This window comes from Agrobacterium sp. rho-8.1 (assembly GCF_033957725.1).
GTDB lineage: Bacteria > Pseudomonadota > Alphaproteobacteria > Rhizobiales > Rhizobiaceae > Agrobacterium.
The window spans coordinates 295,661-319,218 of record NZ_CP192788.1 but is presented as its reverse complement, the minus strand read 5'-3'; the positions used below and the strand labels follow the sequence as shown (position 1 = coordinate 319,218).

18 protein-coding genes and 2 pseudogenes are annotated in these 23,558 nt (G+C 54.9%); 15 read left to right on the top strand and 5 right to left on the bottom strand.

Translation table 11 applies throughout. The features are described 5' to 3' along the window. Positions 1-5 precede the first annotated feature (5 nt). The gene (locus RMR21_RS01635; RefSeq protein ID WP_498670208.1) at positions 6-767 is read right to left on the bottom strand and encodes a transporter substrate-binding domain-containing protein; all 762 of its coding nucleotides are present in this window, start codon (positions 765-767) and stop codon (positions 6-8) included. A gap of 174 nt (positions 768-941) precedes the next feature. Here RMR21_RS01635 and RMR21_RS01630 point away from each other — a divergent pair, with 174 nt between their 5' ends. Beyond that, entirely contained in the window at positions 942-2,876 is a 1,935-nt protein-coding gene (locus RMR21_RS01630) for a glycosyltransferase family 2 protein (protein ID WP_498668992.1), read from the top strand. Positions 2,877-2,915: 39 nt separating this feature from the next. On the opposite strand, the gene RMR21_RS01625 is transcribed toward RMR21_RS01630, so the two are convergent. Then, positions 2,916-3,239: a BA14K family protein gene (locus RMR21_RS01625; protein WP_498668991.1), complete on the bottom strand. Its 324-nt coding sequence runs from the start codon at positions 3,237-3,239 to the stop codon at positions 2,916-2,918. 656 nt (positions 3,240-3,895) lie between these two features. On the opposite strand from RMR21_RS01625, the gene RMR21_RS01620 reads away from it, so the two are divergent. The 13 genes from RMR21_RS01620 (at position 3,896) to RMR21_RS01560 (ending at position 20,644) form a co-directional block, all read left to right on the top strand. Beyond that, on the top strand, positions 3,896-4,594 hold the full coding sequence (locus RMR21_RS01620; RefSeq protein ID WP_498668990.1) for a helix-turn-helix transcriptional regulator: 699 nt from the start codon (positions 3,896-3,898) through the stop codon (positions 4,592-4,594). Between the two features lie 222 nt (positions 4,595-4,816). Next, entirely contained in the window at positions 4,817-6,136 is a 1,320-nt protein-coding gene (locus tag RMR21_RS01615; protein ID WP_498668989.1) for a nucleotide sugar dehydrogenase, read from the top strand. Continuing rightward, positions 6,117-7,598, top strand: coding sequence for a glycosyltransferase (locus RMR21_RS01610; RefSeq protein ID WP_498668988.1), 1,482 nt, complete (start codon positions 6,117-6,119; stop codon positions 7,596-7,598). The genes RMR21_RS01615 and RMR21_RS01610 overlap by 20 nt, the downstream gene beginning before the upstream one ends. 22 nt (positions 7,599-7,620) lie before the next feature. Then, positions 7,621-8,739 (top strand): hypothetical protein, encoded by a 1,119-nt coding sequence (locus RMR21_RS01605; protein ID WP_498668987.1) that lies wholly within the window; start codon positions 7,621-7,623, stop codon positions 8,737-8,739. A gap of 2 nt (positions 8,740-8,741) precedes the next feature. Further along, on the top strand, positions 8,742-10,199 hold the full coding sequence (locus RMR21_RS01600; protein WP_498668986.1) for a mannose-1-phosphate guanylyltransferase/mannose-6-phosphate isomerase: 1,458 nt from the start codon (positions 8,742-8,744) through the stop codon (positions 10,197-10,199). Then, positions 10,192-11,592: a right-handed parallel beta-helix repeat-containing protein gene (locus RMR21_RS01595; RefSeq protein WP_498668985.1), complete on the top strand. Its 1,401-nt coding sequence runs from the start codon at positions 10,192-10,194 to the stop codon at positions 11,590-11,592. The genes RMR21_RS01600 and RMR21_RS01595 overlap by 8 nt, the downstream gene beginning before the upstream one ends. Position 11,593: 1 nt before the next feature. Next, on the top strand, positions 11,594-13,027 hold the full coding sequence (locus RMR21_RS01590) for an MBOAT family O-acyltransferase (protein ID WP_498668984.1): 1,434 nt from the start codon (positions 11,594-11,596) through the stop codon (positions 13,025-13,027). A 10-nt stretch (positions 13,028-13,037) separates the two neighbouring features. Then, positions 13,038-14,156, top strand: coding sequence for an alginate O-acetyltransferase AlgX-related protein (locus tag RMR21_RS01585; protein ID WP_498668982.1), 1,119 nt, complete (start codon positions 13,038-13,040; stop codon positions 14,154-14,156). Beyond that, positions 14,143-14,901, top strand: coding sequence for a hypothetical protein (locus RMR21_RS01580; protein WP_498668981.1), 759 nt, complete (start codon positions 14,143-14,145; stop codon positions 14,899-14,901). Before RMR21_RS01585 ends, RMR21_RS01580 begins: the two co-directional genes overlap by 14 nt. Next, positions 14,894-16,228, top strand: coding sequence for an alginate O-acetyltransferase AlgX-related protein (locus tag RMR21_RS01575; protein ID WP_498668980.1), 1,335 nt, complete (start codon positions 14,894-14,896; stop codon positions 16,226-16,228). The genes RMR21_RS01580 and RMR21_RS01575 overlap by 8 nt, the downstream gene beginning before the upstream one ends. Before the next feature lies 1 nt (position 16,229). After that, entirely contained in the window at positions 16,230-16,853 is a 624-nt protein-coding gene (locus tag RMR21_RS01570; protein WP_498668979.1) for an alginate O-acetyltransferase AlgF, read from the top strand. Positions 16,854-16,862: 9 nt separating this feature from the next. After that, complete coding sequence (locus tag RMR21_RS01565; protein ID WP_498668978.1) at positions 16,863-19,598, top strand: SEL1-like repeat protein; 2,736 nt, start codon at positions 16,863-16,865, stop codon at positions 19,596-19,598. 11 nt (positions 19,599-19,609) lie between these two features. Then, on the top strand, positions 19,610-20,644 hold the full coding sequence (locus RMR21_RS01560; RefSeq protein WP_498668977.1) for an alginate lyase family protein: 1,035 nt from the start codon (positions 19,610-19,612) through the stop codon (positions 20,642-20,644). Between the two features lie 39 nt (positions 20,645-20,683). Here the strand turns inward: RMR21_RS01560 and RMR21_RS01555 are convergent. Beyond that, a pseudogene (locus RMR21_RS01555) lies at positions 20,684-20,942 on the bottom strand (transposase); the annotation flags it as partial. Between the two features lie 168 nt (positions 20,943-21,110). On the opposite strand from RMR21_RS01555, the gene RMR21_RS01550 reads away from it, so the two are divergent. Continuing rightward, entirely contained in the window at positions 21,111-21,296 is a 186-nt protein-coding gene (locus RMR21_RS01550; protein WP_498668976.1) for a hypothetical protein, read from the top strand. 3 nt (positions 21,297-21,299) lie between these two features. Here the strand turns inward: RMR21_RS01550 and RMR21_RS01545 are convergent. Both RMR21_RS01545 and tnpC read right to left on the bottom strand, forming a co-directional pair. Further along, a pseudogene (locus RMR21_RS01545) lies at positions 21,300-21,853 on the bottom strand (integrase core domain-containing protein); the annotation flags it as partial. A 26-nt stretch (positions 21,854-21,879) separates the two neighbouring features. Next, a complete protein-coding gene (gene tnpC / locus RMR21_RS01540; RefSeq protein WP_498667440.1) occupies positions 21,880-23,535 on the bottom strand; it encodes an IS66 family transposase in 1,656 nt (551 codons plus the stop codon). Positions 23,536-23,558: the final 23 nt, after the last annotated feature.

Here is a 23,558-nt window from a genome sequence, read left to right as displayed (position 1 = left end):
CTGGATCAAAACATGCCGTAAGGAAAATAGCGGCGATAGATTTCTTCCAGCCGCCCGTTGCGCGAGAGGGCAGCGAGGGCCTGATCGAAAGCGGGAACCAGCTTGTTTTCCGGATCGACCGTCATGATAGACAGGCCTTCTCCTAAAAAGCGGTCCGACATATAGGGACCATCGAACAGGGTGCAGCAGCCATTCGACGCCGTACCGGCAACCCAGAAAGGCAGACGCAACCCGTCGGCAAAGACCCCATCTATCTTGCCGGATTTCAGTGCCTCATACATCGGCTCATAACCATCGAAGCCGGTGGCCTGAACGGCGGGAAAAAATGCCTTCAACATGGCCTCATGCCGGGAATTGCTGACGACGCCGACCTTTTTTCCCGAGAGTGCGCTAGCCGTTTGTCCTTCCAGCCTGGCCGCCTTATTGACTGCAAAGCGCGCGGGCAAAAGCGTATAGGGCCTGGTAAAGCTGAAGCTTTTTCGCAGATTTGCGCTCGAGGCGATACCTGACATGACAGCCTCCCCCTCGCCCATTTCCACAGCCGCTTCCAATTCATCGAACGGCAGCGCCTGCACCTGACATTTATTCTCTATCTTCAGTTGTGCGCATATTTCACGTGCCAGATCGACATGAAACCCCGTCAGACGCCCGTCCTGATCGGTGAAATTGAAGGGTGGAAAATCCACCGACATCAAGAACCGAACACGCGAGACCGTGGATAAATCCGCACCTGGCATGCGTTCCTGCGCATCGAACAACACAGGCAAGCGCCCGCTTTGCACCAACTCCTGCGCTCTGGGCTGAGCAGGCAGTGAAAAAATCGCCACGCCGATCAATAAAGAAAAAATACTACTGAATTTCAGGGGTGCAACTGCAAGGCGCATGTATATCATCCAAACGGGCATTGTTGGGGCGCCACCGGTTACGGTGGCTGAATGTGTATGTCGCGTTTTGAAGAGTATACACAAGTCTCGCAAAACGCGATGCTGGTGCAGGGCGAAATTCTTGCCTTCGATCCCATATATGATGATCCCTTCATGCTTCTCGGCAAAGCCGCCCCAGAGCGCGACGATATCGCCTTTCTAAAATCGCTCGGGCTCGGAAAACCCCATATAGACCGCTACACCGCAAGAGCAGCACGCAACGGTTCCACGTTCGAAATGGAGTTGCTGGCAGACGGGCTGGTGACGGAAGACGCCTATTTCGGTGCCTTCGCCCGCTTTCTGCGGCTGCCCTTCCATGCCGATCTGGATGCTGCCATCGTTGTAGACACGCCGTTACTCGACATTCAGCTTATCGAGACACGCATGGTGCGCCTTTCGCCCCCTGACGCAAAACCCTATATCGCGGTTACGCCTGACATAGAGAGCATTGAACGACTGAAGGCAGCGCTTGAAACCAATCCGACGGTCGCTGCAGATCTTGTCGTGACGACACCATCAGCCCTTCGAAAAGCGGTGTGGAGGGTGGGCGAGGAGCGACGGACCCGGCAGACCATAAACTCATTGTTCGAGACAGCGCCGCTCTATTCGGCGCGCATTACCCTGCACGGGAAGCAGGGGTTTCTGCTGGGTATCTGCGCGGCACTTCTGTTCGGGTCGATGCTTTTGGCGCCCACACCGACATTTCAGCTTTTACACATTGTGACGGCCGGGCTTTACATGGCGGCCATACTCTTTCGCGCAACCCCAGCCGAGGAAAATTCGAGACGAAATCTTGTTCTTCTCGATCAAACAAACGATGAGCAACTGCCGGTCTACACTATTCTCGTGGCGCTTTACCGTGAGGAGGCGGTGGTGGAACAACTCATCAACGCGCTTCATCGGCTAGACTGGCCGAAATCCTGTCTCGACATCAAGCTCGTCTGCGAAGACGACGATGCCACGACCATAGATGCAATCACCCGACTCAACCCGGCTTATCACATCGAAATTGTCCACGTACCGCCGTCATTGCCACGCACAAAACCAAAAGCGCTGACCTATGCCCTCGCTGGGGCACGCGGAGAGTTCATCGCGATCTATGATGCAGAAGACCGACCCCACCCCAAGCAATTGCGTGAGGCCTACGCCCGCTTTCGCACCGGATCAGACCAGCTCGCATGCCTGCAGGCACCTCTCATTATCAGCAACGCCAGTGCCTCGTGGATCACCGCCTCTTTTTCGCTGGAGTATTCCGCCCTTTTCCGGCGCATGTTGCCCATGCTGGCACGGATGAAGATGCCGCTTCCGCTTGGCGGAACATCAAACCATTTCCGCGCCTCGGTTCTGCGCAAAGTTGGCGCATGGGATCCCTACAATGTTACTGAGGATGCCGATCTCGGGCTTCGGCTCCACCGGCTGGGCTACCAATCCGACGTCATCAGCTGCCAGACACTCGAAGACGCGCCGACCGACATTTTCGTATGGCTGAGCCAGCGCAGCCGATGGTTCAAAGGCTGGCTGCAAAGCTGGCTTGTCATGATGCGATCGCCGTTGGCAATCTCTCGCGAAATGGGGTGGAAAGCCTATCTGGTGTTCCACCTCTTGATTGGCGGTATGCTGCTCTCATCGCTGACGCATCCGATGTTTATTCTCTACATCTTATACATTTTGCGATTGATCTGGATCGAGGGAATATCGGCACTCTCACCGATGCAAATCTTTCTTTTCACGGTTGATATCGTCAACATTGCCGCCAGCTATACGGTCTTTCTACTCATGGGCACACGGGCCATGATTCCGCATGAGCGCAAGTTGATTGGTAGACGCTGGCTCTATACGCCTCTGTACTGGCTCTTGCTGTCAGTCGCAGCGTGGCGCGCGCTTTACGAACTCCGTTACAAACCGTTCGTGTGGAACAAAACACCACATAAGCCGACGTCAAGAAAACATTAAAAAATGAGATCAGTTATACTTTGTTGCTTCAACGCATTGTTAGTATGGCGACGTGCATACTGCACGAGTACCATTCTTAGCCTGGTATGTATTGTCGATCGCGTGGTAGGAAACGTACGCTTTAGCGCACCACTTCACATGATTGATTTCCTGCTCGGAAAGATTAAACCCGGTCGAGCCTGCATTTCCAGAGGTGCCTCCGGTGAAGGCAACGGGAGAGTTATCATATCCCGAAGCCTGCGCCACCGCCTGATTTTCGTACGCAGGCGCTATGAGGCTAAGTGCGCTCGCGGGCGACGTAAAGCTCGCTGTCAGACCAGCGCTCAGTGCAAATGCAGAAATGATTTTTACCATATTGATCATTGGTAATTCCTTTTCTCTTCGGGAAACCAACGTAGGTCGAACGGATTTTGTTCCAACTGAAGAAAGATTAGCAGAAGTAGAAGTAGATAACGCCCCAAGTGGCGACGTTAAGGTTTAGGACCGATGCCGATCTGAGGCGGGGTTCAATGAACGTAAGAAGCAGGTTCAAATTAGACGCCACGCAGCACTGGCGCGTGAAGAGTTTATGACCACGTTCCTTCAAACTCAAAAATTCCAGAAATTTGGAGCGGGTGAAGTGAATCGAAATTCACAAACAACGGTATGAAAAAGGCTGGCTCACAAATACAGTTCCGAGATGCCTAAGCGCGCGCCTTATCGGTGCAGCCTTAAACTGGCAGAACCAAATAAAGCTCAGAGCTACGTCGAGGACCACTCTGAAATACAACTTAATAATTAAAAATTTCACTCTTCATTCATTATGCAATCTAAAGTAACAAATATTATTAAAACAAGCGACTAATAATGTAATGTTTTCTTCTATATTTATATTGACATATATTTGAAATCAATGCAGCTTAAAAGTGCTCTCTTGTAAATATGATAATATCTTCGGTAACGCTCTGCATCTTAGGGGATGGAGGCAGGTCGTTCTATTTAATTTTTGGGAGGAAGTTTCGCTATAGTGGGGGACTTCAATGATTGATCAGAACAGGCTCCGGGTTGCGACTGTGGGAGCTAATAGAGAGACTATAACAAGACTTCGCGACAACGTTTCACTCAGTGGAACGGCAATATTCGTTGATGAGATACGCGGACTCGAAAAACTTTCTGAGTTCGTTATCAGAACGTTGCCGGATATTGTTGTGGTGGGGATAGGAGACCAGCTATCCGAATTTGATGGACACATCGTCGTGCGCGGACTGCGCAGTGCGCGTAGCACTGCGTCGGTAATTTGTGTTGTGAACGACGATCTCGTCGAGACCGTACCGGATATCTATGCGGCGGGCATACACAATATCCTGCTTGTGTCTGACATAGCCATGGAGTTTTCTCGCGCAATCGGCATCATTGGCGGCGGCGGCAACTATATCAGCCGCCGTATATTCGGTCTTATTCGTGAGCCTAACATCCGCTCGTTCTATGCCGCCCTTAACAACACATCCTTAGCATCGATAGGCGCTGAATCCGGGCCGCTTAGTCGGCGTGAGGAAATGGTGCTGAAATTATTCGCTTTCGGCTTCAGTACAAAAGAAATCGCCGCTGAATTACGAGTCAGTACCAAGACTGTTGAGACATATAAAGCGCGTGCTTCAGATAAACTAGATTTGAGATCTCGTGTCGCAATAGTAAAATATGGATGCACTAGCGGCTGGTTCTCGGTCCTGTTGAGCTAATTATTCAAAAATATTTCTATATTTGGACTGCGTCGAAATATCGACGCGGTCTATTGCTGTTTTCATCGATTATTTGGTTAATTTAATCTTAAAATTTCGCTTTTTCCTGACTTGAACAGGATTTTTACCGACATAAGCTGACACACATGGGCCGAACACGAAGTAGAGAGCCGTGCCTCGGACCCGCTAGGTGAACCAAGCTATGACGGGAGCAACGTCCAAATGGCGCGTATCAGTATATTTGGCATCGGTTATGTGGGGGTAGTTTCGGCTGCATGTCTTGCCAGTGATGGGCATGACGTTGTTGCAGTCGACGTTGACCCCAACAAAGTCGACAAGGTCAACCGCGGCGAAACGCCGATCGTCGAGCCTGGTCTCGACATCATGATTAGAAAAACGGTGGAGCTCGGGAAACTCCGGGCATCGCTGGATATCGCAGAGGCCATCGCTGACACGGACGTATCGTTCGTTTGCGTTGGCACGCCAAGCGATCCGGATGGCGGCGTGGGCTTGGCTTATGTCAAGCAGGCCTGCATCCAGATCGGCAAGGAAATCTCTTCCAAGGGACGCTACCATTCCGTCGTGATCCGCTCGACAATCGTTCCGGGAACGATGGAAACGGTGTGCATACCACTTCTCGAACAGGCATCAGGACTGGTCGCAGGCGTCGATTTCGGCGTCGGTTACTACCCGGAATTTCTGCGCGAAAGCACGGCAATCGAAGACAATTACAATCCTGGCCTGATCGTCTTTGGCGCACTGGATGAGCCAACGCTTGATGTCCTGAAGGAGGTTAACTCCGGGCTCCCATGCGAGCTCAGCATTGTCTCGATCGCGACGGCGGAGATGATCAAATACACCAGCAATTCCTGGCGCGCGACCAAGGTTACGTTCGCCAACGAAATTGGCAATATCGCCAAGTCCCTGGGTATTGATGGCCAGCAGGTCATGCGTGTCCTTTGCTCGGATGGCAAGGTGAGCATGTCGCCTTACTTCATGCGGCCAGGCTTTGCGTTTGGCGGATCCTGCCTTCCAAAAGACGTGCGAGCACTGCGCCATCTCGCAGCCGCCAACGCTACCAAGACGCCGCTTCTTGATGCGGTGCTTGTCGCCAATGCCCGGCAGATCGAACGTGCTGAGACGATGGTCGAAAATACCGGCGGAAAATCGGTCGGTCTTGTCGGCATCAGCTTCAAGGCGGGAACGGACGACCTTCGCGAAAGTCCACTGGCAGATCTTGCCGCCCGTCTCATCGCCAAGGGTTATGGCCTGAAGGTCTATGATCCGAGCGTTCGCGAGGCCTACGACAACCAGATGACGGGGTCCGGGCGCGGCAACAATACCATTCCTGATCTTCAGGACCGCCTCGTTGAAGGCATTGGCGAGTTGATCGACACATCGGACATCATCCTCATCGGCAATCGTTACGATGAGACTGTTGATCCGTTGAGCGAGGCCGTTACCGAAAAGTCCTGCGTCGATCTTGCGCGTCTGACGGCAAGCCTTCGTTCGAACGGTCGGTATGAAGGCATTTGCTGGTGAGGTCGTAACGATGATGAGACATGCGCTCTATTTGACGACAGTTTGCCTTCTGCTGCTGTTCATTCCTTTTGAGGAACTCTCCAAACATATCGGTCTTGCGTTGACCATCGGTGTCATCGGCGCTTGGCGTTATAGCTGGGGCGCCGTCAACTTCGTCAGAGCGCATGTCTTCGTTCGTTTCGTACACCCGCGCCGCCGCGCGTTGGTGGAAGGTCTTTACAGACAACAGCAGGTGCCCGCCCATGCTTTCTTTCTGGCGACCAGCTACAAGATCGAGCCTGAAATCTCGACCACTGTCTACCGGTCCATCTTTGCCGCTGCTGGAGCATCAAGAGGGGGAGCAACAGTCGTGGCTTCCGTGGTTGAAGGCGCGGATGAACGCCTGATCCGCAGCATCTTCGAACTGACCCCAAACATGCAGGGGAAAGTCCGCTTGATTGTTGACCGTATTGCCGGAACAGGCAAACGTGATGCGCTTGCAACATCTCTGCGTATTATCGCACGCCAATGCCCGAGTGAAAGAGACGTCGTCATCTTTGTAGACGGCGATAGCTGTCCACCTCTCGATATCGTTGAAAAGTCTGCACCTTTCTTTTGTGATGACAAAGTCGGAGCTCTGACGACGGACGAGCGATGCGAAGTGCCGCAACCAGGTCTGTTCCGCGATTGGTTCAACCTGCGTTTCACGCAGCGCCAGATGATGATGTCGTCGATGGGTCTTTCGCGACGTATCCTGACATTGACGGGCAGAATGTCTGTTTTCCGGGCGACACTTGCTTGCAACAGCGACTTCATCCGCATGGTGGAACGCGACAGCATGGACCACTGGCGTCTGGGACGAGTGACGTTTCTGACCGGTGATGACAAGTCGACTTGGTTCTGGTTGCTGAAAAATGGTTGGCGGATGCTTTATCTTCCAGATGTCAGCAGCTTGTCGATGGAAACGCAGCCACATCCGGGTTTCGTGCAGTCTGCGGTGGTTCTGATGGTGCGCTGGTTCGGCAATATGCTGCGCACCAATGGGCGAGCGCTAGCCCTCGGCCCTGGCCAGATCGGTGCTTTCACATGGTGGTCGCTGCTCGACCAACGCGTGTCGATGTGGACGACCTTGTTGGGTCCGGCAACAGTTCTGGTTTCTGCAATCTTTGTTCATCCGCTGATCCTGGCGGCCTACATCACCTGGGTGATGATCACGCGCTATATCTATTGTCTGGCCATTATGAGTTTCCGGCCAAACTTCCCGATCAGCTATCCCTTCCTACTGTATTTTGGTCAGCTGGTTGGTGCCGCGGTGAAAACCTTCGTGCTGTTCCGCCTCGACCGTCAGAAGTGGACACGGCAGTCCGCCAGCAAAACGAAGGTGCGACAGCCACTGTCGCTGCGGCTGAGATCCCTCACTTCAATCTATCTTCATGCAGTTGCCACGGGTTGGCTGCTGCTCACCGCAATCGCACTGAGTTGAACCCAAGCAACAAGGAACGCGCATGACTACGATCGAGCACACTGGCCAAGAGCGGTCAAAAGAGGTTTTTTCGGAAGCGGCATCGGCTTTGCATTCCGGCAATGAGCACCCCTCCATCAACCTTCCTTTCAGCGTCGTCATCGATGGTCGGAGCTATGACGGTATTTCGGTGTCCATGGCGCAAGCCAAGGTCAGTGGCCTTGCTGCCCCGGGGCTGACGCAGGCAGCACGTCTGGCGATGTTCCGTTTCGACTTCGGCGCGTTTGTCTTTTCACTTCCCATCGCCGTCATCGTCGATGCGGCAGATTCAGAGACTGGACAGCTCGCCTTGACCTTTTCGGAGCCCGCAGGCCCTCACATGCCTCAGCTTCGTTACATCCTGAACGCCTGGCTGGCAGGTGATGTCGTCAACCTGCATGATATGTTGCAAGCCAAGTCAAGACTGCCGAAGACTGCTGGTGGCGCGAGCGCTCATATGACGTCCGGTCGATTGCTGAGCAAGCTGCTGGGCATCACCGTTTCCGCCGTCGCGTCCGTTCTTTTCATTTTCGGCGCTTCGGCGCTGGTGTCCAATCGAGTCTACCAGCAAAATATCGACGGGCCGGCTCTCGCAGTGTGGGACGGGTCGGTGTTGCGTGCGACGGCATCCGGTCAGCTCTCCTTCTTCGCCAGCAACCCGGCGATCAATCAACCGCTTTATACGATTGAAAGTTCGTCCGGAGCATCGGTCACGGCGGTGATGCCATGCGACTGCACGTTGAGAGATCAGTACGTTGATCAAGGTGCAACAGTTCTCGCAGGGGATCCCGTGGCGCAGTTGAGCAGCGCTGGCGATACGCTGGTGGTCGAGGCCCGCTTCTCGTCCAAGGACCTCAATGCGCTATCCGACGATGCTGCTATCAAGATGACCATGGCGGATGGCACCGTCCTGCCCGCTCGTTTGAACAATGTGAAATCCAAGGGGGCGAACGTCGACCCCTCCCCAACGATGGTTGTCACGCTAAAGCCTGAAGCAGCCATTCAACCTTCCAACGCCAACAAGCCGGTGCGCGTGTCCATCGATACAACGCCCACCTGGCTCGCCGCGATCAACGATGCGGGTACGCGGTTGATCGCGCCAATCAGCAACTGGAAACGATGACCATGAAAACCTCCAAAATCTATCCTCTGATTCTTTGTGGTGGTTCAGGAACCCGGCTGTGGCCGATGTCACGCGAGGAACAGCCCAAACAGTTCCAGTCGATTGAAGGCAAGGGCTCCATGTCCTTCTTTCAGCAGACCGTCCAGCGCCACCGTGGCGGTATGTTTGCAACGCCGATCGTGTCTGTTGGCGAGCGCCATCTGGAGACGGCATCCCGCCAACTGGCCGAGATCCAGTGCAAGGCGCATATCATCACCGAGCCGATGGCTCGTAACACCGGTCCCGCAGTGCTGGCCGCATCCATGTACGTGGCTGGTGCGGAGCCGGATTCTGTCATTGTCGTTCTTCCCTCGGATCATGTCATTCAGGGCGATCTCAACGGCATTGTAAAGTCGATGCACAAGGCAGCGCTTGACGGCTTGATCGTCACATTTGGCATCCGCCCGACATTTGCTGAAACCGGTTACGGGTACATCATGGATGGGGGCGTTTTCGATAATTATCCAGGTCTTCACCGGGTCGAGCGCTTTATCGAGAAGCCCGAGTTGAGCGTTGCCCATTCGTTGTTCGAAACGGGTTCGGCATATTGGGCGTCCGGCATCAGCATGTTTCGCGCCGACAAGCTCGTTAGCGAGTACCGTTTGCATGACCCTGCCACTTACGAAGCGTTGCAGACATCTTTGAATGATGCGGAACCTCTGTCCGGCAACCGTGGCATTGCTCTTTCGGCCAAGAGCTTTCTGAAGGCCCTTAACCTGCCAACGGAGAAAGCAATCTTCGAGAGGACAACCGATATCGCGCTCGCACCAGCCGACATCAAATGGGACGATGTCGGGGCTTGGAATTCGCTGCACTCCATCGGTCAGAAATGTGAAAACGGTAACGTCATTTCCGGCGATGTGGTGATGCACGACACGCAGGATTCCCTAGTCAGAGGAGGGGATCGGCTCATTGCGGTCGTCGGTATGACGGATGTGATCGTTGTGGACACCGATGATGCAGTTCTGATTGCCTCGAAGCACCGCTCACAGGACGTCAAGAAAATCGTCGAAAAACTGGTCCTGTCGAAACGTTCGGAAGTCAGCACCCACCGTAACCAGTTCATGGAATGGGGAACGTTCAAGTCCATTCACACCGCAAACGGTGTCACTATGAATTTGCTGACGATTGCACCTGGAAAGCAGGCTCGCATTCTGGGGGGCTCCAATCGAAGCCACATCGTCACGGTTTTAAGCGGCACGGTTCACTTGAAGTCGGGCGCTATGGGTATGCCGGTTCACGCAGGCAGCGCTGAAATGTTCCTCAGTGCCGATTACGCGCTGGTCAGCAATTATTCCGACTTGCCTGCCGAACTCATCGAAATCACCTGCGAGATCAAACCTTCTATTCAGCAATTGCCGCTTCCCACAATGTCGGTGGGCGCTTTGCAGCAGGCGATTGGAGTGGAAGATTATGTCTAAAGCTCTGATCCAGGCATTGATCTTGTGTGCCACTTTTTCTGCCGTTTCACCGCAGCCATCTCGGGCCACGGATGCGACAAGCACTTTGCCGATACCAGCAGCATCTCAACAACGGCTTAGCACCGCAAAATTCGGCACGGTCATACCTATTGCCACGGTCGGTGCAAGTCAGGGGCTGTTTGGCGAACTCGAAAAACACGTCGATCCAAACATCACGGCCATTGTGATCGAGAGCGGTATTTTCACCTTATCCGACCTGGTTGTTATCGCTGCCGGAAAACACTTGGAGGGCACGGTTCAAAAACGGGATGACATTTTTCAGATCATGGCACCGCTGGTGATCTGGAAAGGCGCAGAACTTCGCATCGGGAAGGGCGAACGGCTTCTTCTCAACGGAGCGAAGTCAGCACTCATCCTCAACGCTGGAACGTTGATAATCACAGAGGCTTCGATAGACGCCAGCGCGTCCTTGCAGCAAGGCAATCCCTTCAGGCCGTTCATCCTCACCGTTGCTGAAGGCGGTGCGTCAATCAAAGGCAGCCACATTAGCAATCTCGGTTTTGGGTCGTTCGCGGAAGCATCGGGGCTGTCCTTTCTTGGGCGTGGGTTCTCTCTCTCCACACCCAATATTCAGGTCGCGAACAACACCATATCCAACCTTGTCAGCCTCAGCTTCGTCAAGGCGAACGGCAGTGTCATCGATGGCAACAGCCTTACCGGCATGCGGTCTTCCGGCATTGTTGTGCAGTCGACATCCAATGTGAATGTGCTGAACAACAACCTAAGCATGTCAAAAGGACATGGCATCCGGATTACGAGCCGCAGCCAGAACGTAAAGCTCCAACGCAACGATATCATGGCCAGTCAAGGCCACGGCATATTCGTGGATGACGGTTCTGTTCTCGTTCACGTGCAAGACAACCGCGTCGAGAAAAGCGAACTTTCCGGCATCGTCATCAAGGGAAGTGGCTGCAGTATCGTTACGGATAACCTTACTGCCCGCAACAAACTCAGTGGCATTCGTGCTGAGGGAAGTTTGAGCGTTGAAATTTTCGGAAATTCCATTGTCAAAAATCACGATGGCATTTCGCTTGAGGAACAGGCTGGAGCGATGTCGACAGACATTCACGACAATCTCTTCTCGCGAAACGCCACCGGTATCCGATCTGACGGGCACGGTGATTTACGGCTCGCAGCTAACGACTTCTCCGCGCAGTGGCCACGCTTGTTCGCAGGCAAAATGGCAGGTGCGACGGGTCGATACCTAAACGCAAACGATGCTCAGCCGAACTCCGCATTCATTGTGAATGGCGAGCAGAGGCCTGCCACCGTCCAACTGGCATCTTTCTCCGCTTTCGGTCTCGCGGCCTGCTACAAAACGATAGGTGGTTGAAATGGTATTTTCTTCCGAAATCTTCCTCTTCATGTACCTACCGTGTTTTCTCATCGCCTACTATCTGACGCCGCCGCGGTTTCGTTCGCTCACGATCTTGATCGGTTCTTACGTTTTTTACGCATGGTGGAGGGTCGACTTTCTCGGCCTGTTGTTTGCAACGACCGTCTGGGTCTATTTTTTCGCAATTTTCATCGAGAAAAATCTTGGCCGTCCATTGGCGAAACCTCTGATGGTCGTTGGCATCACGGGTTGTTTGCTCGTCCTCGGGATATTCAAGTATCTCAATTTCTTCATGGATAGCATTGCAGCCCTTGGCGGAACGACGCCTGAGGCAATGGGCTTTCACTGGCGGCTCATTCTGCCGATCGGCATATCCTTTTATATATTTCAGTCTGTCAGCTACCTCATTGACGTCTATCGGCGCGACACGCCTGCAACCCGGAATTTTATCGATCTTGCGGCGTTCAAGGCACTGTTTCCGCAGCTGGTCGCGGGACCTATTCTGCGGTTTCGCGATCTTGCCGGTCAGTTCAAACATCGTGAGCACAGCCTTCAGAAATTTGCCGATGGAACAGCGCTTTTCACGATTGGTCTCGCCAAAAAGGTGCTGATCGCCGACAGTATCGCACCGCTTGCGAATGCCGTCTTTTCTGACCCATCGCCGACTCTCGTCGAATCCTGGACGGGTGCCATTGCCTACATGCTGCAACTTTATTTCGACTTTTCGGGATACAGCAACATGGCTTGCGGTCTTGGCCTGATGATTGGCTTTCAGTTCGTCAAGAACTTCGACATGCCCTACACGAGCCGCAGCATCACGGAATTCTGGCGTCGCTGGCATATCAGCCTTTCGACATGGCTGCGTGACTATCTCTACATCTCGCTCGGCGGCAGTCGGCTTGGGCCTCTGCGCACCTACGTCAACCTTTTCCTGGTCATGTTGCTGGGTGGCTTGTGGCATGGCGCCAATTGGACATTCGTGATCTGGGGTGCCTGGCATGGCGGCTTGCTGGCGATCGAGCGGGCAACGGGTTGGGACAAACAAGCCACACGTCACTGGGTTTCTTTACCACTGACATTGCTGCTTGTTTTGGTCGGCTGGGTCGTCTTCAGGGCGGAAAATCTGTCGATTGCGGCGAACGTCTATACCGGCATGCTCGGCTTCAACGGTCTGCCACTGACCTCCGCTCTGTCTCTCGCCTTCACCCGCGAAGCGCTGCTGATGCTTGTCGTTGCAACAGCGGTTGCAGCATTCGAGCCGTGGCTGCGTGATCTCTTCCAGCCTGAGCAGGACGTCACCTTTAGCTCCGATGGGACAATGGTCATGCAGACGTCAATTGCCCTGCCCCTGACCATCCTTCTGCTGGGTGTCGTGACGGTTCTGAAGCTTGCGGACAGTGCCTACTCCCCCTTCCTCTATTTCCAATTTTAGGAGCCAGACCATGACGGCTATTCGTTCGTCTCTTGCAATCCAGCTTCTGATACCTGCCGCGCTGTTTGGCTATGCAGCCTTCGCCAACTTCGGCATGCCGGAGCGCTTGCAGCCCGCCCATCTTGAGAACGATCTGTCTCTCACATCGGTTTTGAATGGTGGCGTTACGGTTCATCTGGAGAAACTCTATCGCGACGGTTTACCGCATCGGCAGCTCGCAGTTGAAATGATCGGCGCCGCCCGGTACATTTTACTAGGAGAAGGGCGGCGAGGCGTTGTCGCTGGACAAGACGGCTACCTCTTCACGGATGAGGAATTCCGTTCGCCGGCTAATATCGATGCGTATGTGACGGCCTCCGTCGAACAGATTGTAACGATCTCCAAGACCTTGGGCGAAAAAGGCGTGCAGCTTGCCATGGTTCCGCTGCCAGCCAAAAACGATGTCTACTCAGATGAGGTGGAGCAGGCCGGAGCCTCTTCCTACAGCCAGAAACTCTATGATGATTTTAGGGCAAGACTCGAGGCTCGGGGCGTCAAGACCGTCGATACTCGCTCGGTTCTGATGTCCGCGCGGCAGGATCGCCAAGTGTTTTTGAAGACCGACACACACTGGACACCTGCCGGTGCACAGGCAGTCGCAGGTGCTGTTGCGACACAGGTGCTTGGGGAGACGTCCGGACATTACGAGATTTTGGAAGGCGCCGAGGACCGTATCGAGGGAGATCTGGTCAAATACGTCACCGGCGGTATTTTTGCGTCGCTCGTCGGTCTCGGAAGCGAGACTGTGACGCCCTATCATTTGGCGCAGAAATCGGGTGATCAGCCGGTCGATGATATCTTCGGCAATGCAACGAGCATTCCCGTAGCACTCGTCGGCACAAGCTACAGTGCAAACGAACTCTGGTCCTTCGCATCCTTTCTCTCATTCCAGAGCGGATTGGATGTCGCCAATGCCGCGCTGGTTGGCCAAGGGCCTGTGGCGCCCATGCGCCACTATCTTGCCTCTCTGGAGAACGCTGAATCTCTCCCACAAACCGTGTTGTGGGAGTTTCCGGTCCGTTTTCTGACCGATGCAAAGCTCTGGGCTGACGCGTCAGCAGCCAAGGAGGTCGGCCATGCAAAGCTTTGACACTCCCTGCATTCGGATTTGCAGCGTCGCATTCCTGGCATCTGCCGTGATTTTAGGAGCAGTGTCCGATGGCAACGCCCAACCGCGCCGGAAGGCTGGTTTTATCTCCGGCATTACCCGCACTGACCAGCTTCCCACAACGGAGTTGCGGGATGCCCGTAAACGCATGGTCAAAAACCAGCGCATCTCCTACCGGCAACTTCAGGTTCTAGCAGATCGCGGGGATAGTCTCGCAGCCTTGCTGGTTGCCAAGCAGCTTTATCAAAAACCGGAATTTGCAAAAGATTCCCTGCACTATTTCACCATGGCTGCCGCTGCCGGTCGTTCGGGCGCCGTCAAGCCGCTTGTTGCATTGGTGCGCAAGATACAGCCGGATTCTGCCAATCAGAAGCGTCTCGATGCAGCTGAATCTGCCTTGCGGGCGCATGCCGCGCGTGGCGATGAGGCCGCGTTCGAAGGGCTTATGACCGCTTATCGCTCCGGTACACCTTTCGAAAACAGCCTTGCAAAATATGCCGAGTTCCGCGCCAGCGCTGCCCATCGTGGAAATGCCACTGCCGCGCTTGAAGAGGCGATCAGCCTTATCTCGGCCAGTGGAACCACCGCCAAACGCAGTGAAATCGAAGCCTATCTCGTGGTTGCTGAACGCTCTAGCGACCTGAAGACCCAGAGTGTGGCTGGCGCGCTCCGACGCAAGCTCGCTGTCGCAACGGAAACTCCGACGTCTGGAGATGTGAATGAATAGCATTTTGAACGTTCATACACCGCTCATCATTTCTTTGATGTGCATGGCTTTTTTCTCAACTCCGGTCATTGCTTCGGATTTTGGCTGCACGGGTTTGGAAGAAGATCCTCTCGTGGCATCCGTGGAAGGCAAGGACGGATATTTTTTCCGCGTACTCGCCGACATCCGGATGCAACATCAGTTGGGCGAGCATACCGCAAAGCAACTGGCCGAACTGGCAAGGGCGCTGGAAGCCAATGGTACCACGCTGATCTATGTTCCGATCCCCACCAAAAGCCTGACGATGCCGCAGTATCTACCGGATCGCACCTACGAGTTGGGCTTCAATTACGATATCGCCAAGGTCGCTTATGACGAAACGCTTGGAAAATTGCGCCGTAACGGGGTGGTGACGGTCGATGTCCTCAAAGCCCTTCAAAATAATGACCGCAAGCATCCGCCGTTCCTGCAAGCAGATTTTCACTGGACAGCATGGGGCGCGCAAGCCGCCGCAAGCGAAGTCGCCGCGACTATAAGGGCTTTGCCCGGCGCAGACGGCTTGATGAACGCGACGTTCGAAACGAAGCCTGCCGGTCGCCAGCAGATTATCTCCACCATGCGACGTTTTCTTCAGGCATCGTGCGTGTCTTCTTTGCCAGCTGCTGAAATGGACGCTTTCGAAACGACGGAAGTCATCGCGTCAGGTAGCGCGCAGCTGGATATTTTCGGCAATACGGATGAAGGGGAGCAGGTCGCGCTTGTTGGTACCAGCTTTTCCGATCTCGCTCCGGCAAATTTTGCGGGCTTTCTCTCCCAAGAACTGGGAACATCCGTCAACAATTATGCGGTGTCAGGCGGAAACCAGTTCGGGTCCATCACCGCATATATTACCTCTTTGAATTTTGCAGAAAAGCGGCCGCGTTTCCTGATCTGGGAAAACCCGATCTACAACAATCTCGGTAAATTCGGAGATGCGCCTTTGCGGGAGCTTGCCGCTGCCGCAGTCAAAGTATGCGATGGCGGGGTATCGCCGGAATTTTCCACGTCGACCGAAAATGTACTCGACGTAGCACTGCGGCCCGAAAGTCTTGAAGGCCAGTCTGTCATTCTAGCCTATGCCGGTAATGAGAATAGCCGTTCAGCCATGCTGCGTGTCGGACTTGAAGACGGCGACGTCATTGAAACACAGATTTCACGTCCTGCTCGCGCGGCATCAAGTGGGCGCTACTATTTCCCCTTCGATGCCAGATCCAAATCCGTCAAGAACGTCCAGATTACGTTCGACACCCTGTCTCCCGAAAGTGCCGGTGTGAGCATTTGCCACTCGGCCAGCACAAAGGACAACTGACATGAACAGTAAAACAATGTCTTCTATCGCCGTCCTCATCGCAGGGTTTTCCGTGACGGTTGGTCACGCACAGGATGCCGGACTGTATGGCAAGGCGGCCGATCCCAAAGCTTCCTTTGTACGGGTCGTAAGCTTTGATCAACAAGCCGCGACGATCGGTGGGAAATCCGTGCCGACGCAAGGTGTCTCAGCCTATGTGAATGTCGATGCCGGCCCCGTCGAGATTTCCTCTGGTGGACAAAGTACGGTGATGACGGCCGAGCCTGGCAAATATTACACCATGACGATGGGGATGAACGGTGAGCGCATTTTTAGCGATGCGGTCAAAAACGACCCGGCGAAGGCGCAGCTTTATCTCTACAATCTGAGCGACCTTGCCAGCGCTGACTTGTTTGTACCCGCAGCAAAGGCTGTCGCGCTTAAAGGCGTGGCGGCGGGTGAGAGCAAGGATGTGGCATTAAAGGCGCCGCTGTCGCTGGCCTTCGAGATACAAAAAGACGGTTTAGCTGTTGCGAAGACCGAGACGATCGATCTCAAGCGCAAGGCGGCCTACTCGATCGTCATCACCGGCGCAAATGGTCGCTACAGCGCCGTCGCACTCGAAAACAACCTTTTGCAGCGATAGGAGGCCTTCATGTCTTTTTCTTCCAGAAACCATCGCACGATCGGCTTCCTGCTCTCTTCGGCCATACTCGCGGTTTCGACTGCAACCGGATGGGCCGCGCCGTCAGAGCCGCTTAAAATCGAATTTTTGCCTCCGGCGGTGGAGCCCGCAAATATCTGTGTTCAGCGTGCAACCGATGATGATATCATGAAGCGTTGGACGTCCTGGGACCAGAAGGCGCTGCCGACCACGAAAGGCTGGATCATCCTGCGCGAGGCTCAACGCCTGCGCGACATGGACGCGACGCGTAATTTCCAGATTGTCGATAGCATGATTGCGCGTCTGGGCGAGCGGAGCGATCTGTCTGCCAATGACGTTACGGCGGAACGCATCTCGCTTTACCTGCGTGCGAGCAAAATCACAGAACTTGAGCAGTCCGGCCTCCTGAAAAAGCTTTTCGAGCTTGGCAACGGCATGTCGGCGCGTGAAATGAAAATGGCGGCGGACCTCATCACGGGCGGCATCGTAAAGGATCAAGGCGGGCAAGAGGCAGTCGAAAAACTGCTCGTAAGGGCAGCATCGAACGGGCATGCCGATGCCTTGCTGACGCTGGCGAAGGCGCAACTGGATGGGAAGCCGACACCCGGCTGGGATATGGAGCCGTCATTGGCAATCACCATGGCGCTAGGCTCGATGGTCGGAAAGCTGGACGACAGAATTTGCGAGCGGATAGGGCGTATCGCGCGCGAATTTGAGAAGGGCGAGGTCGTTGCTGCGGATCGTCACATTGCCGAGGCATGGCTGAGGGTCGCAGCCGATTTGGGTGACGGGACGGCGGCTTGGAAAGTCGCCCGCTACCACATGGAAAGTACGGCTATCGAGAAGGATAACGACATTCTGTTGCGTTATCTCAAAATGGCGGCGGACCGCGGTATGATACCGGCCATGGTGGAACTGGCCAAGATTTATAGTGCAGGGGCCATTGTCGAAAAGGACGAAGCGCTTGCCCGCCAATATTTCATCAAGGCTGCGGATGAAGGCAACCGCGCCAGCCTGACCCATCTGGCTGCTCTTTATCGGGCTGATACCGATAATCTCCGCTCCATCGAGGCCTATGAGGAAACGTTACGCAGGCTGTCGGAACTGCCTCAGCCTCCCGCATGGGCATTTTCGAGACTTGGGAATCTGACCCTTGAAAAGAAGGGGCAATGGGCGGGTGAAGCAGAGGCAACCGCCCTGTTTGAACAAGGGGCAAAGCTGCGCGATGTCACATCGATGCACAGCCTCGCGGAAATGCGTCTGCGACACGTCGACGAGCCTGGTCGGTTCAATGAGGCCACAAACTTGCTTCGTTCGGTGCTTGAGAATTTTGGTGTGACCGGCACCGTCAATGATCTGAAGGCAGCCTATCTTTGCCGCAAACCGGGTGGCCCCGATTTTCAGGAAGCTGCCAAGTGGCAACAGATGAACGACGAGGATGCCTCGGCGAACTGGCCGCTCTGGCGTATCGTAAAGCTGGTGCGCCGTCCCGATGCGGTTGAAATTGCAGCCTTACAGTCAGAGGCGCTTTATGGTCGGGCAGATGCACTGGCTGCCTATCTCTATTACCTCAAATCGACTCGTGCCGATGACGCTACGGTCAAGGAATGGACGGCCAAGGTTGCAGCCGATGGTGATGCTGGCGTTGGCCATGCCAAGCTGTTGCTGGCTGCCTCAACAAACGATAAAATGACGCAGGAAGCCCTGAAACTATACGTTTCGGCTGCGGAAACCGGATCGGTCGCCACCCAGGTTGCCTCTGCCATTGCCGTCATCGCTAACCTTCCCGAAAACGAGACGCTGCGAGAACTGGCACTGAGTTACCTGGACAAAGCAAGCGCGCAAGGCAATGGCCGTGCCATGCGCGCCTTGGCGTCATTGCGCGGTACAACCAGTGTTTATGCACAATATATCAGTGTCATCTCGACCAATGGCGATGCGACCGCGTTGATGTTTGCTGCGGAAGCCGAAGACTCCGTCGTTGAAAAAAACCGACTTCTGTCGATGGCGTCCTCCGTCATGGACTGCAACTTCGAAAACAGCTTTGCGTTGGCAAAGGCCTATGTGCCAATCGACCGCACAAAAGCTGAAAGCTGGATGACCGTTGCGAATGAACTGACCGAACGTCGCGGCTGGCGCTTCAGACTTCTTGGAGACTTCGCATCGGATGGACAAGGAAAGAACATTCCTGAAAGAGCGCTCGCTCTTTACGAAGACGCGGTGCGGTTCGGTGATATAAAAGCCGAAATGGTTCTGTTGAGCCACTACTCAGACCCTGCAAAGCAAAGTTACTCGAAGGACAAAGCCGCCAATGTCGTTTTGTCCTCCGTAAAAAATGCCACGCCTGACCAGCTTTACGAGCGCGTCGCACGGATCAAGAAAATGAACGCACCCGTGCGCTCGCTTGTGCTGTCCAAGCTCGATCTCCATACCATCTATAAATCTGCGGCAGAGAGCGGCGATCCGGGTGGTATGAGAGAATATGCCAAGGTCATCGTGGCGGAACCGAGGCCCGGAGAAGATGTCAAACAGGCGCAGATGTTGCTTGTAGCGGCCGCGAGTTTCAACGATGTGCCAGCGATGCTGATATTGGCCCGAAATCACGCCTACGGAATTGGCGGGCCCGTTTCTCTCGATGACGCCCGTATCTGGTTGCGCAAAGCATCCGATCTCGGGAGTGACGAAGCAGCAGAAATGCTTGCAGGCATGAATGCGAAGATCAATTGAGGAACAGTACTATGACCGGATTTATCCTCAAATATGTGGCGCTCGCCGTGGGTTTAGGCACCTGCTTTTTCCAAAACAACGTATCGGCGGCAGAAGAGTGCGCCACGCTTGTGCAGCCCGTCGTGAATATCGACCTGCCCTCGCGATACAAGGATGATGACAAGTCACGATCGGAAATCGATGAGAAACTGAATGCCGAAGTCGAAAAATCGCTCGCGCCGATCGACGGCTTCATTCGCAATCTGGCGGATGCGGCCAATAAAACACTGGACGAAAAGAAGGCCAGCGCTGCGGCAGAATGCATTTTTAGCAGCTTGGCAAGCTGGGCACAGGCTGGTGCGTTAACGCAAGCCGAAACGATGAATGCGCATCTCGCGCTCTCCTCGCGAATTGCCGGTATCTCGGCTGCCTATGCCAGAGCTTTGACTGTCGAAAAACCTTCCGCCACAAATGAGAAATCCATTCAGGACTGGTTGGTCACACTCACAGAAAAACAGATCGTCTATTTTGATACGAAAGCCCCGCCGATGGCGTCCCGGAACAATCACCGGGCATGGGCGGGCCTCGCTGCAGCGCAGGTGGGTGCAATAACAGGGCGGCAAAACCTCATGGACTGGGGAGCGCAGACAAATCAGATGCTGATCTGCTCGGCAGGCCAGAACGGCAGTTTACCTGAGGAAATGAAACGCAAGGACAAAGCGCTTCACTATCAATTGCACGCCGTCGCCCCCATCGTGATGACAGCGCGTATTCTTTATCCCTCAAGACCTGACAGCTTGAGCGTATGTGACGGCAAGCTCGACACGATAGTCGACTTCACGATTTCTGCCTTAGCAAATCCTGAAATCGTCGCGGATATTGCCGGTACAAAACAGAGCTTCCAGACCCGTAAAGAAAAGTTGAAGGCTTTTCAGATCGCCTGGCTTGAACCGTACCTCTTCTTGCAAAATGACGACGTTGCCCTGAGCCTCGCCAAGTCTTACCGGCCCCTCGCCAATTCCTTTCTGGGTGGAAATCTCACTAGGTATTATGAAAATGCCGATTAGGACATTCCCATTGAGAGCACGTCCGTATTATTCCGGTTCCTATCCGCAGGCAGCGAAGTAATGTGCGCATTCTTGGGGTGTGAAGACGACGATGATTTCGCCAACTGTGTTCACAGGTCTTCATGGAACGCTCGGCATTTGCTCTACGTTGCGTTCCGCTCGGAAAAGGCATTTTGGATCGGGTTGCAGGACCGTAGGGCGGCAGGAGCAGCAAGCTAAATCCGGCGACATCGATGGCGAGGCGGACATCCTCGTTTTTGTGGGCAGGTAGATTGTCCATGACGACGATACCACCGGGGATGTGAGGGCTTGGAACGTATCGATCGTCGGTGGCGTAGTAGATTTACCGTCAACCAAGCAATGCGGCAGGTTCAGAACATGGGTCTTGGTCGGAACCCCGAACTTAAAGGCGATATCCACGGCCGAAAGCACAGCCTGCTCGTCGTGCTGGAGGTCGAGCGTCAGAATGCCAAACATCCTCTGCCCGGCAGGTGACGCAAGCATCATTGAGAAAATCGCGATCTTCGCCCGGCTTTTTGAGCAGATCCTGCTGCAGTATTCTGAAGGCTTTCGAAAGCTCGATCAACTGCGCAACGTTGCGAAGAGCGTATGGTTTGGTAATCCCCCCATTCTTAACGGGGCTCCGCAGTAGAACTCACGCGGCCATTTTTAGTTTCTGTGCAGGCGTTATGCCGCCGATGCCCATATTGGGCCGTTCGCTGTTGTAGGTCCATAGCCACTGCGTGGCGAATTCCTGCGCCTCCTCGATGCTTTCAATGATGTACTGGTCAAGCCATTCATGTCGGACGGTGCGGTTGTAGCGCTCGACATAGGCGTTCTGTTGCGGCTTTCCGGGCTGGATGTGGCTCAACGCAATTCCTTGCGTTTCGGCCCATTCCATCAGTTTGCCACTGACATACTCAGGCCCGTTATCCACACGAATGGCGAACGGTTTACCGCGCCATTCGATGATCCGGTTCAGGCTGCGGATGACGCGTTCAGCAGGCAGCGAAAAGTCCACCTCGATACCAGCCCCTCCCGGTTGAAGTCGTCCAGGACATTCAACAGTCGGAATTGCCGACCGTCCTCCAAACGATCCGCCATAAAATCCATGGACCAGACCAGGTTCGGAGCTTCCGGCACGGTCAACGCATCGGGCTTGTCCCGCTTCAAACGCTTGCGTGGCTTGATCCTGAGGTTCAACTCCAGCGTAAGCATCCGGCGAAGGCCGCAGGTCAGGCCGCCTGAGCACTCAGCGTCTTGGGTGTCCAGTTCCACGGCAGGAGTTGCTCAAGCCTTCTGATCGGCGTGTCCGCAATGTTGGCGAGGACGTCTGCAAGCCAGGCCTGCGGGTCGATGTCATTGAGCTTGGCGCTCATGATCAGTGTCGCCATGAACGCCGCACGTTCAGCACCACGATCCGATCCGGCAAACAGCCATGACTTCCTGCCGAGTGCAAAGCCTCTGAGCGCTCGTTCGGCAGCATTGTTCGCCAGGCAAATCCGACCGTCATCGAGGAATGACGTAAAGCCATCCCATCGCTTGAGCATGTAATCTATCGCCTCGGCGACGGGAGAACTGCGCGACAATTTTGCCCGCTCGGTTTGGAGCCAGTCATGCAGCTCTTCTACGAGTGGCTGGCTGTCTTTGCGGCGGCGCTCCAGACGCTGCTCGGCGGCAAGACCGTTGATCTCCCGTTCGATATCGAACAGGGCATCGATCTGTTTGACGGCCTCTAATGCCATTGGCGAGATCGGCGCAGCTTTGCTGCCACGTTTGGCGTTCGCGGCGATGTCGGCCAGCACGAAGAACTTTCGGCGTGAATGTGCCCAGCAGAGTGCTTGGCGCAGAGGCGCGGGATCGCGATCTACCTTGAACAGCGGATTGTAGCCGCCATAAGCATCCGCCTGCAGAATGCCATAGAAGGCCTTCAGGTGGCGTACGGGATGCTCTTGTCGCCGGTCTCGCGACGCGTAGAACAGAGCTGCTGGCGGTGACAGCCCGCCAAACGGCCGGTCATCCCGGACATAGGTCCAGATGCGGCCCGTATCGGTCTTTCCCTTCGCCAGGATCGGTACGGTCGTGTCGTCGCCATGCAGTCGCTCGGCGGCCAGGACATGGGCCTCGATCAACGAATGGATTGGCTTCAGGGCCGCGGCGCACGCGCCGACCTGATCGGCAAGCGTCGACAGGCTGAGGTCGATCCCCTCTCGGGCATAGCGCTCGCTTTGGCGATTGAGCGGCTGATGCTGGGCGAACTTCTCGAACAGGATCATCGCCAGAAGGTTCGGGCCGGCAAAGCCGCGCGGCGTCACGTGGAAGGGTGCTGGCGGCTGCGTGATCTTCTCGCATTCGCGGCAGGAGAACTTCTCCCGCACGGTCTGAATGACTTTCCACTGACGCGGGATGACCTCCAGCGTCTCTGTGATATCCTCACCGAGCTTCGAAAGCTTGGCCGAGCCGCAGCAGGAACAGTTTGTTGGGGCAGCAATGACGACACGTTCGCGTGGCAGATGCTCGGGAAACGGCTTGCGTGACGGACGCTTGCGCTCGAAGACCCTAACGGTCGAGCCCTTGGCAACCATCTCCGCCGCGAGCTCGTCTTCGCCAGCATCAGCCTCCAGTTCCTCGAGCTGCAGTTCCATCTGTTCGAGAAGCCGCGCTTTGCGCTCGGAGCGACTGCCATAAAGCTCCCGGCGGACTTTCTCGATCTCCAGCTTCAACCGCGCGATCAGCGCCTCGGAGTGCGACACGAGCGCCTTTGCACTGGCGGCTTCTGCCTTGGCAGTCGCTGCTTCTACCTCGGCAGCAACACGCCGGGCACGCTCCGCCGCCAGGGCCGCAAGTGCGCTGGCAAGATCGTCGGGAAGCTGTTCGGCCGTATCGTTCATGGACTGATGGAATCATATTCTAT

Excerpts from the sequence above, each read along its gene's own strand:
- RMR21_RS01570 (WP_498668979.1), top strand. The coding sequence starts at position 16,230 with ATGAACAGTAAAACAATGTCTTCTATCGCCGTCCTCATCGCAGGGTTT.
- tnpC (WP_498667440.1), bottom strand. The coding sequence starts at position 23,535 with ATGAACGATACGGCCGAACAGCTTCCCGACGATCTTGCCAGCGCACTT.
- RMR21_RS01575 (WP_498668980.1), top strand. The coding sequence starts at position 14,894 with ATGAATAGCATTTTGAACGTTCATACACCGCTCATCATTTCTTTGATG.
- RMR21_RS01550 (WP_498668976.1), top strand. The coding sequence starts at position 21,111 with ATGCCAAACATCCTCTGCCCGGCAGGTGACGCAAGCATCATTGAGAAA.
- RMR21_RS01565 (WP_498668978.1), top strand. The coding sequence starts at position 16,863 with ATGTCTTTTTCTTCCAGAAACCATCGCACGATCGGCTTCCTGCTCTCT.
- RMR21_RS01615 (WP_498668989.1), top strand. The coding sequence starts at position 4,817 with ATGGCGCGTATCAGTATATTTGGCATCGGTTATGTGGGGGTAGTTTCG.
- RMR21_RS01585 (WP_498668982.1), top strand. The coding sequence starts at position 13,038 with ATGACGGCTATTCGTTCGTCTCTTGCAATCCAGCTTCTGATACCTGCC.
- RMR21_RS01620 (WP_498668990.1), top strand. The coding sequence starts at position 3,896 with ATGATTGATCAGAACAGGCTCCGGGTTGCGACTGTGGGAGCTAATAGA.
- RMR21_RS01605 (WP_498668987.1), top strand. The coding sequence starts at position 7,621 with ATGACTACGATCGAGCACACTGGCCAAGAGCGGTCAAAAGAGGTTTTT.
- RMR21_RS01610 (WP_498668988.1), top strand. The coding sequence starts at position 6,117 with ATGAAGGCATTTGCTGGTGAGGTCGTAACGATGATGAGACATGCGCTC.
- RMR21_RS01580 (WP_498668981.1), top strand. The coding sequence starts at position 14,143 with ATGCAAAGCTTTGACACTCCCTGCATTCGGATTTGCAGCGTCGCATTC.
- RMR21_RS01560 (WP_498668977.1), top strand. The coding sequence starts at position 19,610 with ATGACCGGATTTATCCTCAAATATGTGGCGCTCGCCGTGGGTTTAGGC.
- RMR21_RS01595 (WP_498668985.1), top strand. The coding sequence starts at position 10,192 with ATGTCTAAAGCTCTGATCCAGGCATTGATCTTGTGTGCCACTTTTTCT.
- RMR21_RS01600 (WP_498668986.1), top strand. The coding sequence starts at position 8,742 with ATGAAAACCTCCAAAATCTATCCTCTGATTCTTTGTGGTGGTTCAGGA.
- RMR21_RS01590 (WP_498668984.1), top strand. The coding sequence starts at position 11,594 with ATGGTATTTTCTTCCGAAATCTTCCTCTTCATGTACCTACCGTGTTTT.
- RMR21_RS01630 (WP_498668992.1), top strand. The coding sequence starts at position 942 with ATGTCGCGTTTTGAAGAGTATACACAAGTCTCGCAAAACGCGATGCTG.
- RMR21_RS01625 (WP_498668991.1), bottom strand. The coding sequence starts at position 3,239 with ATGATCAATATGGTAAAAATCATTTCTGCATTTGCACTGAGCGCTGGT.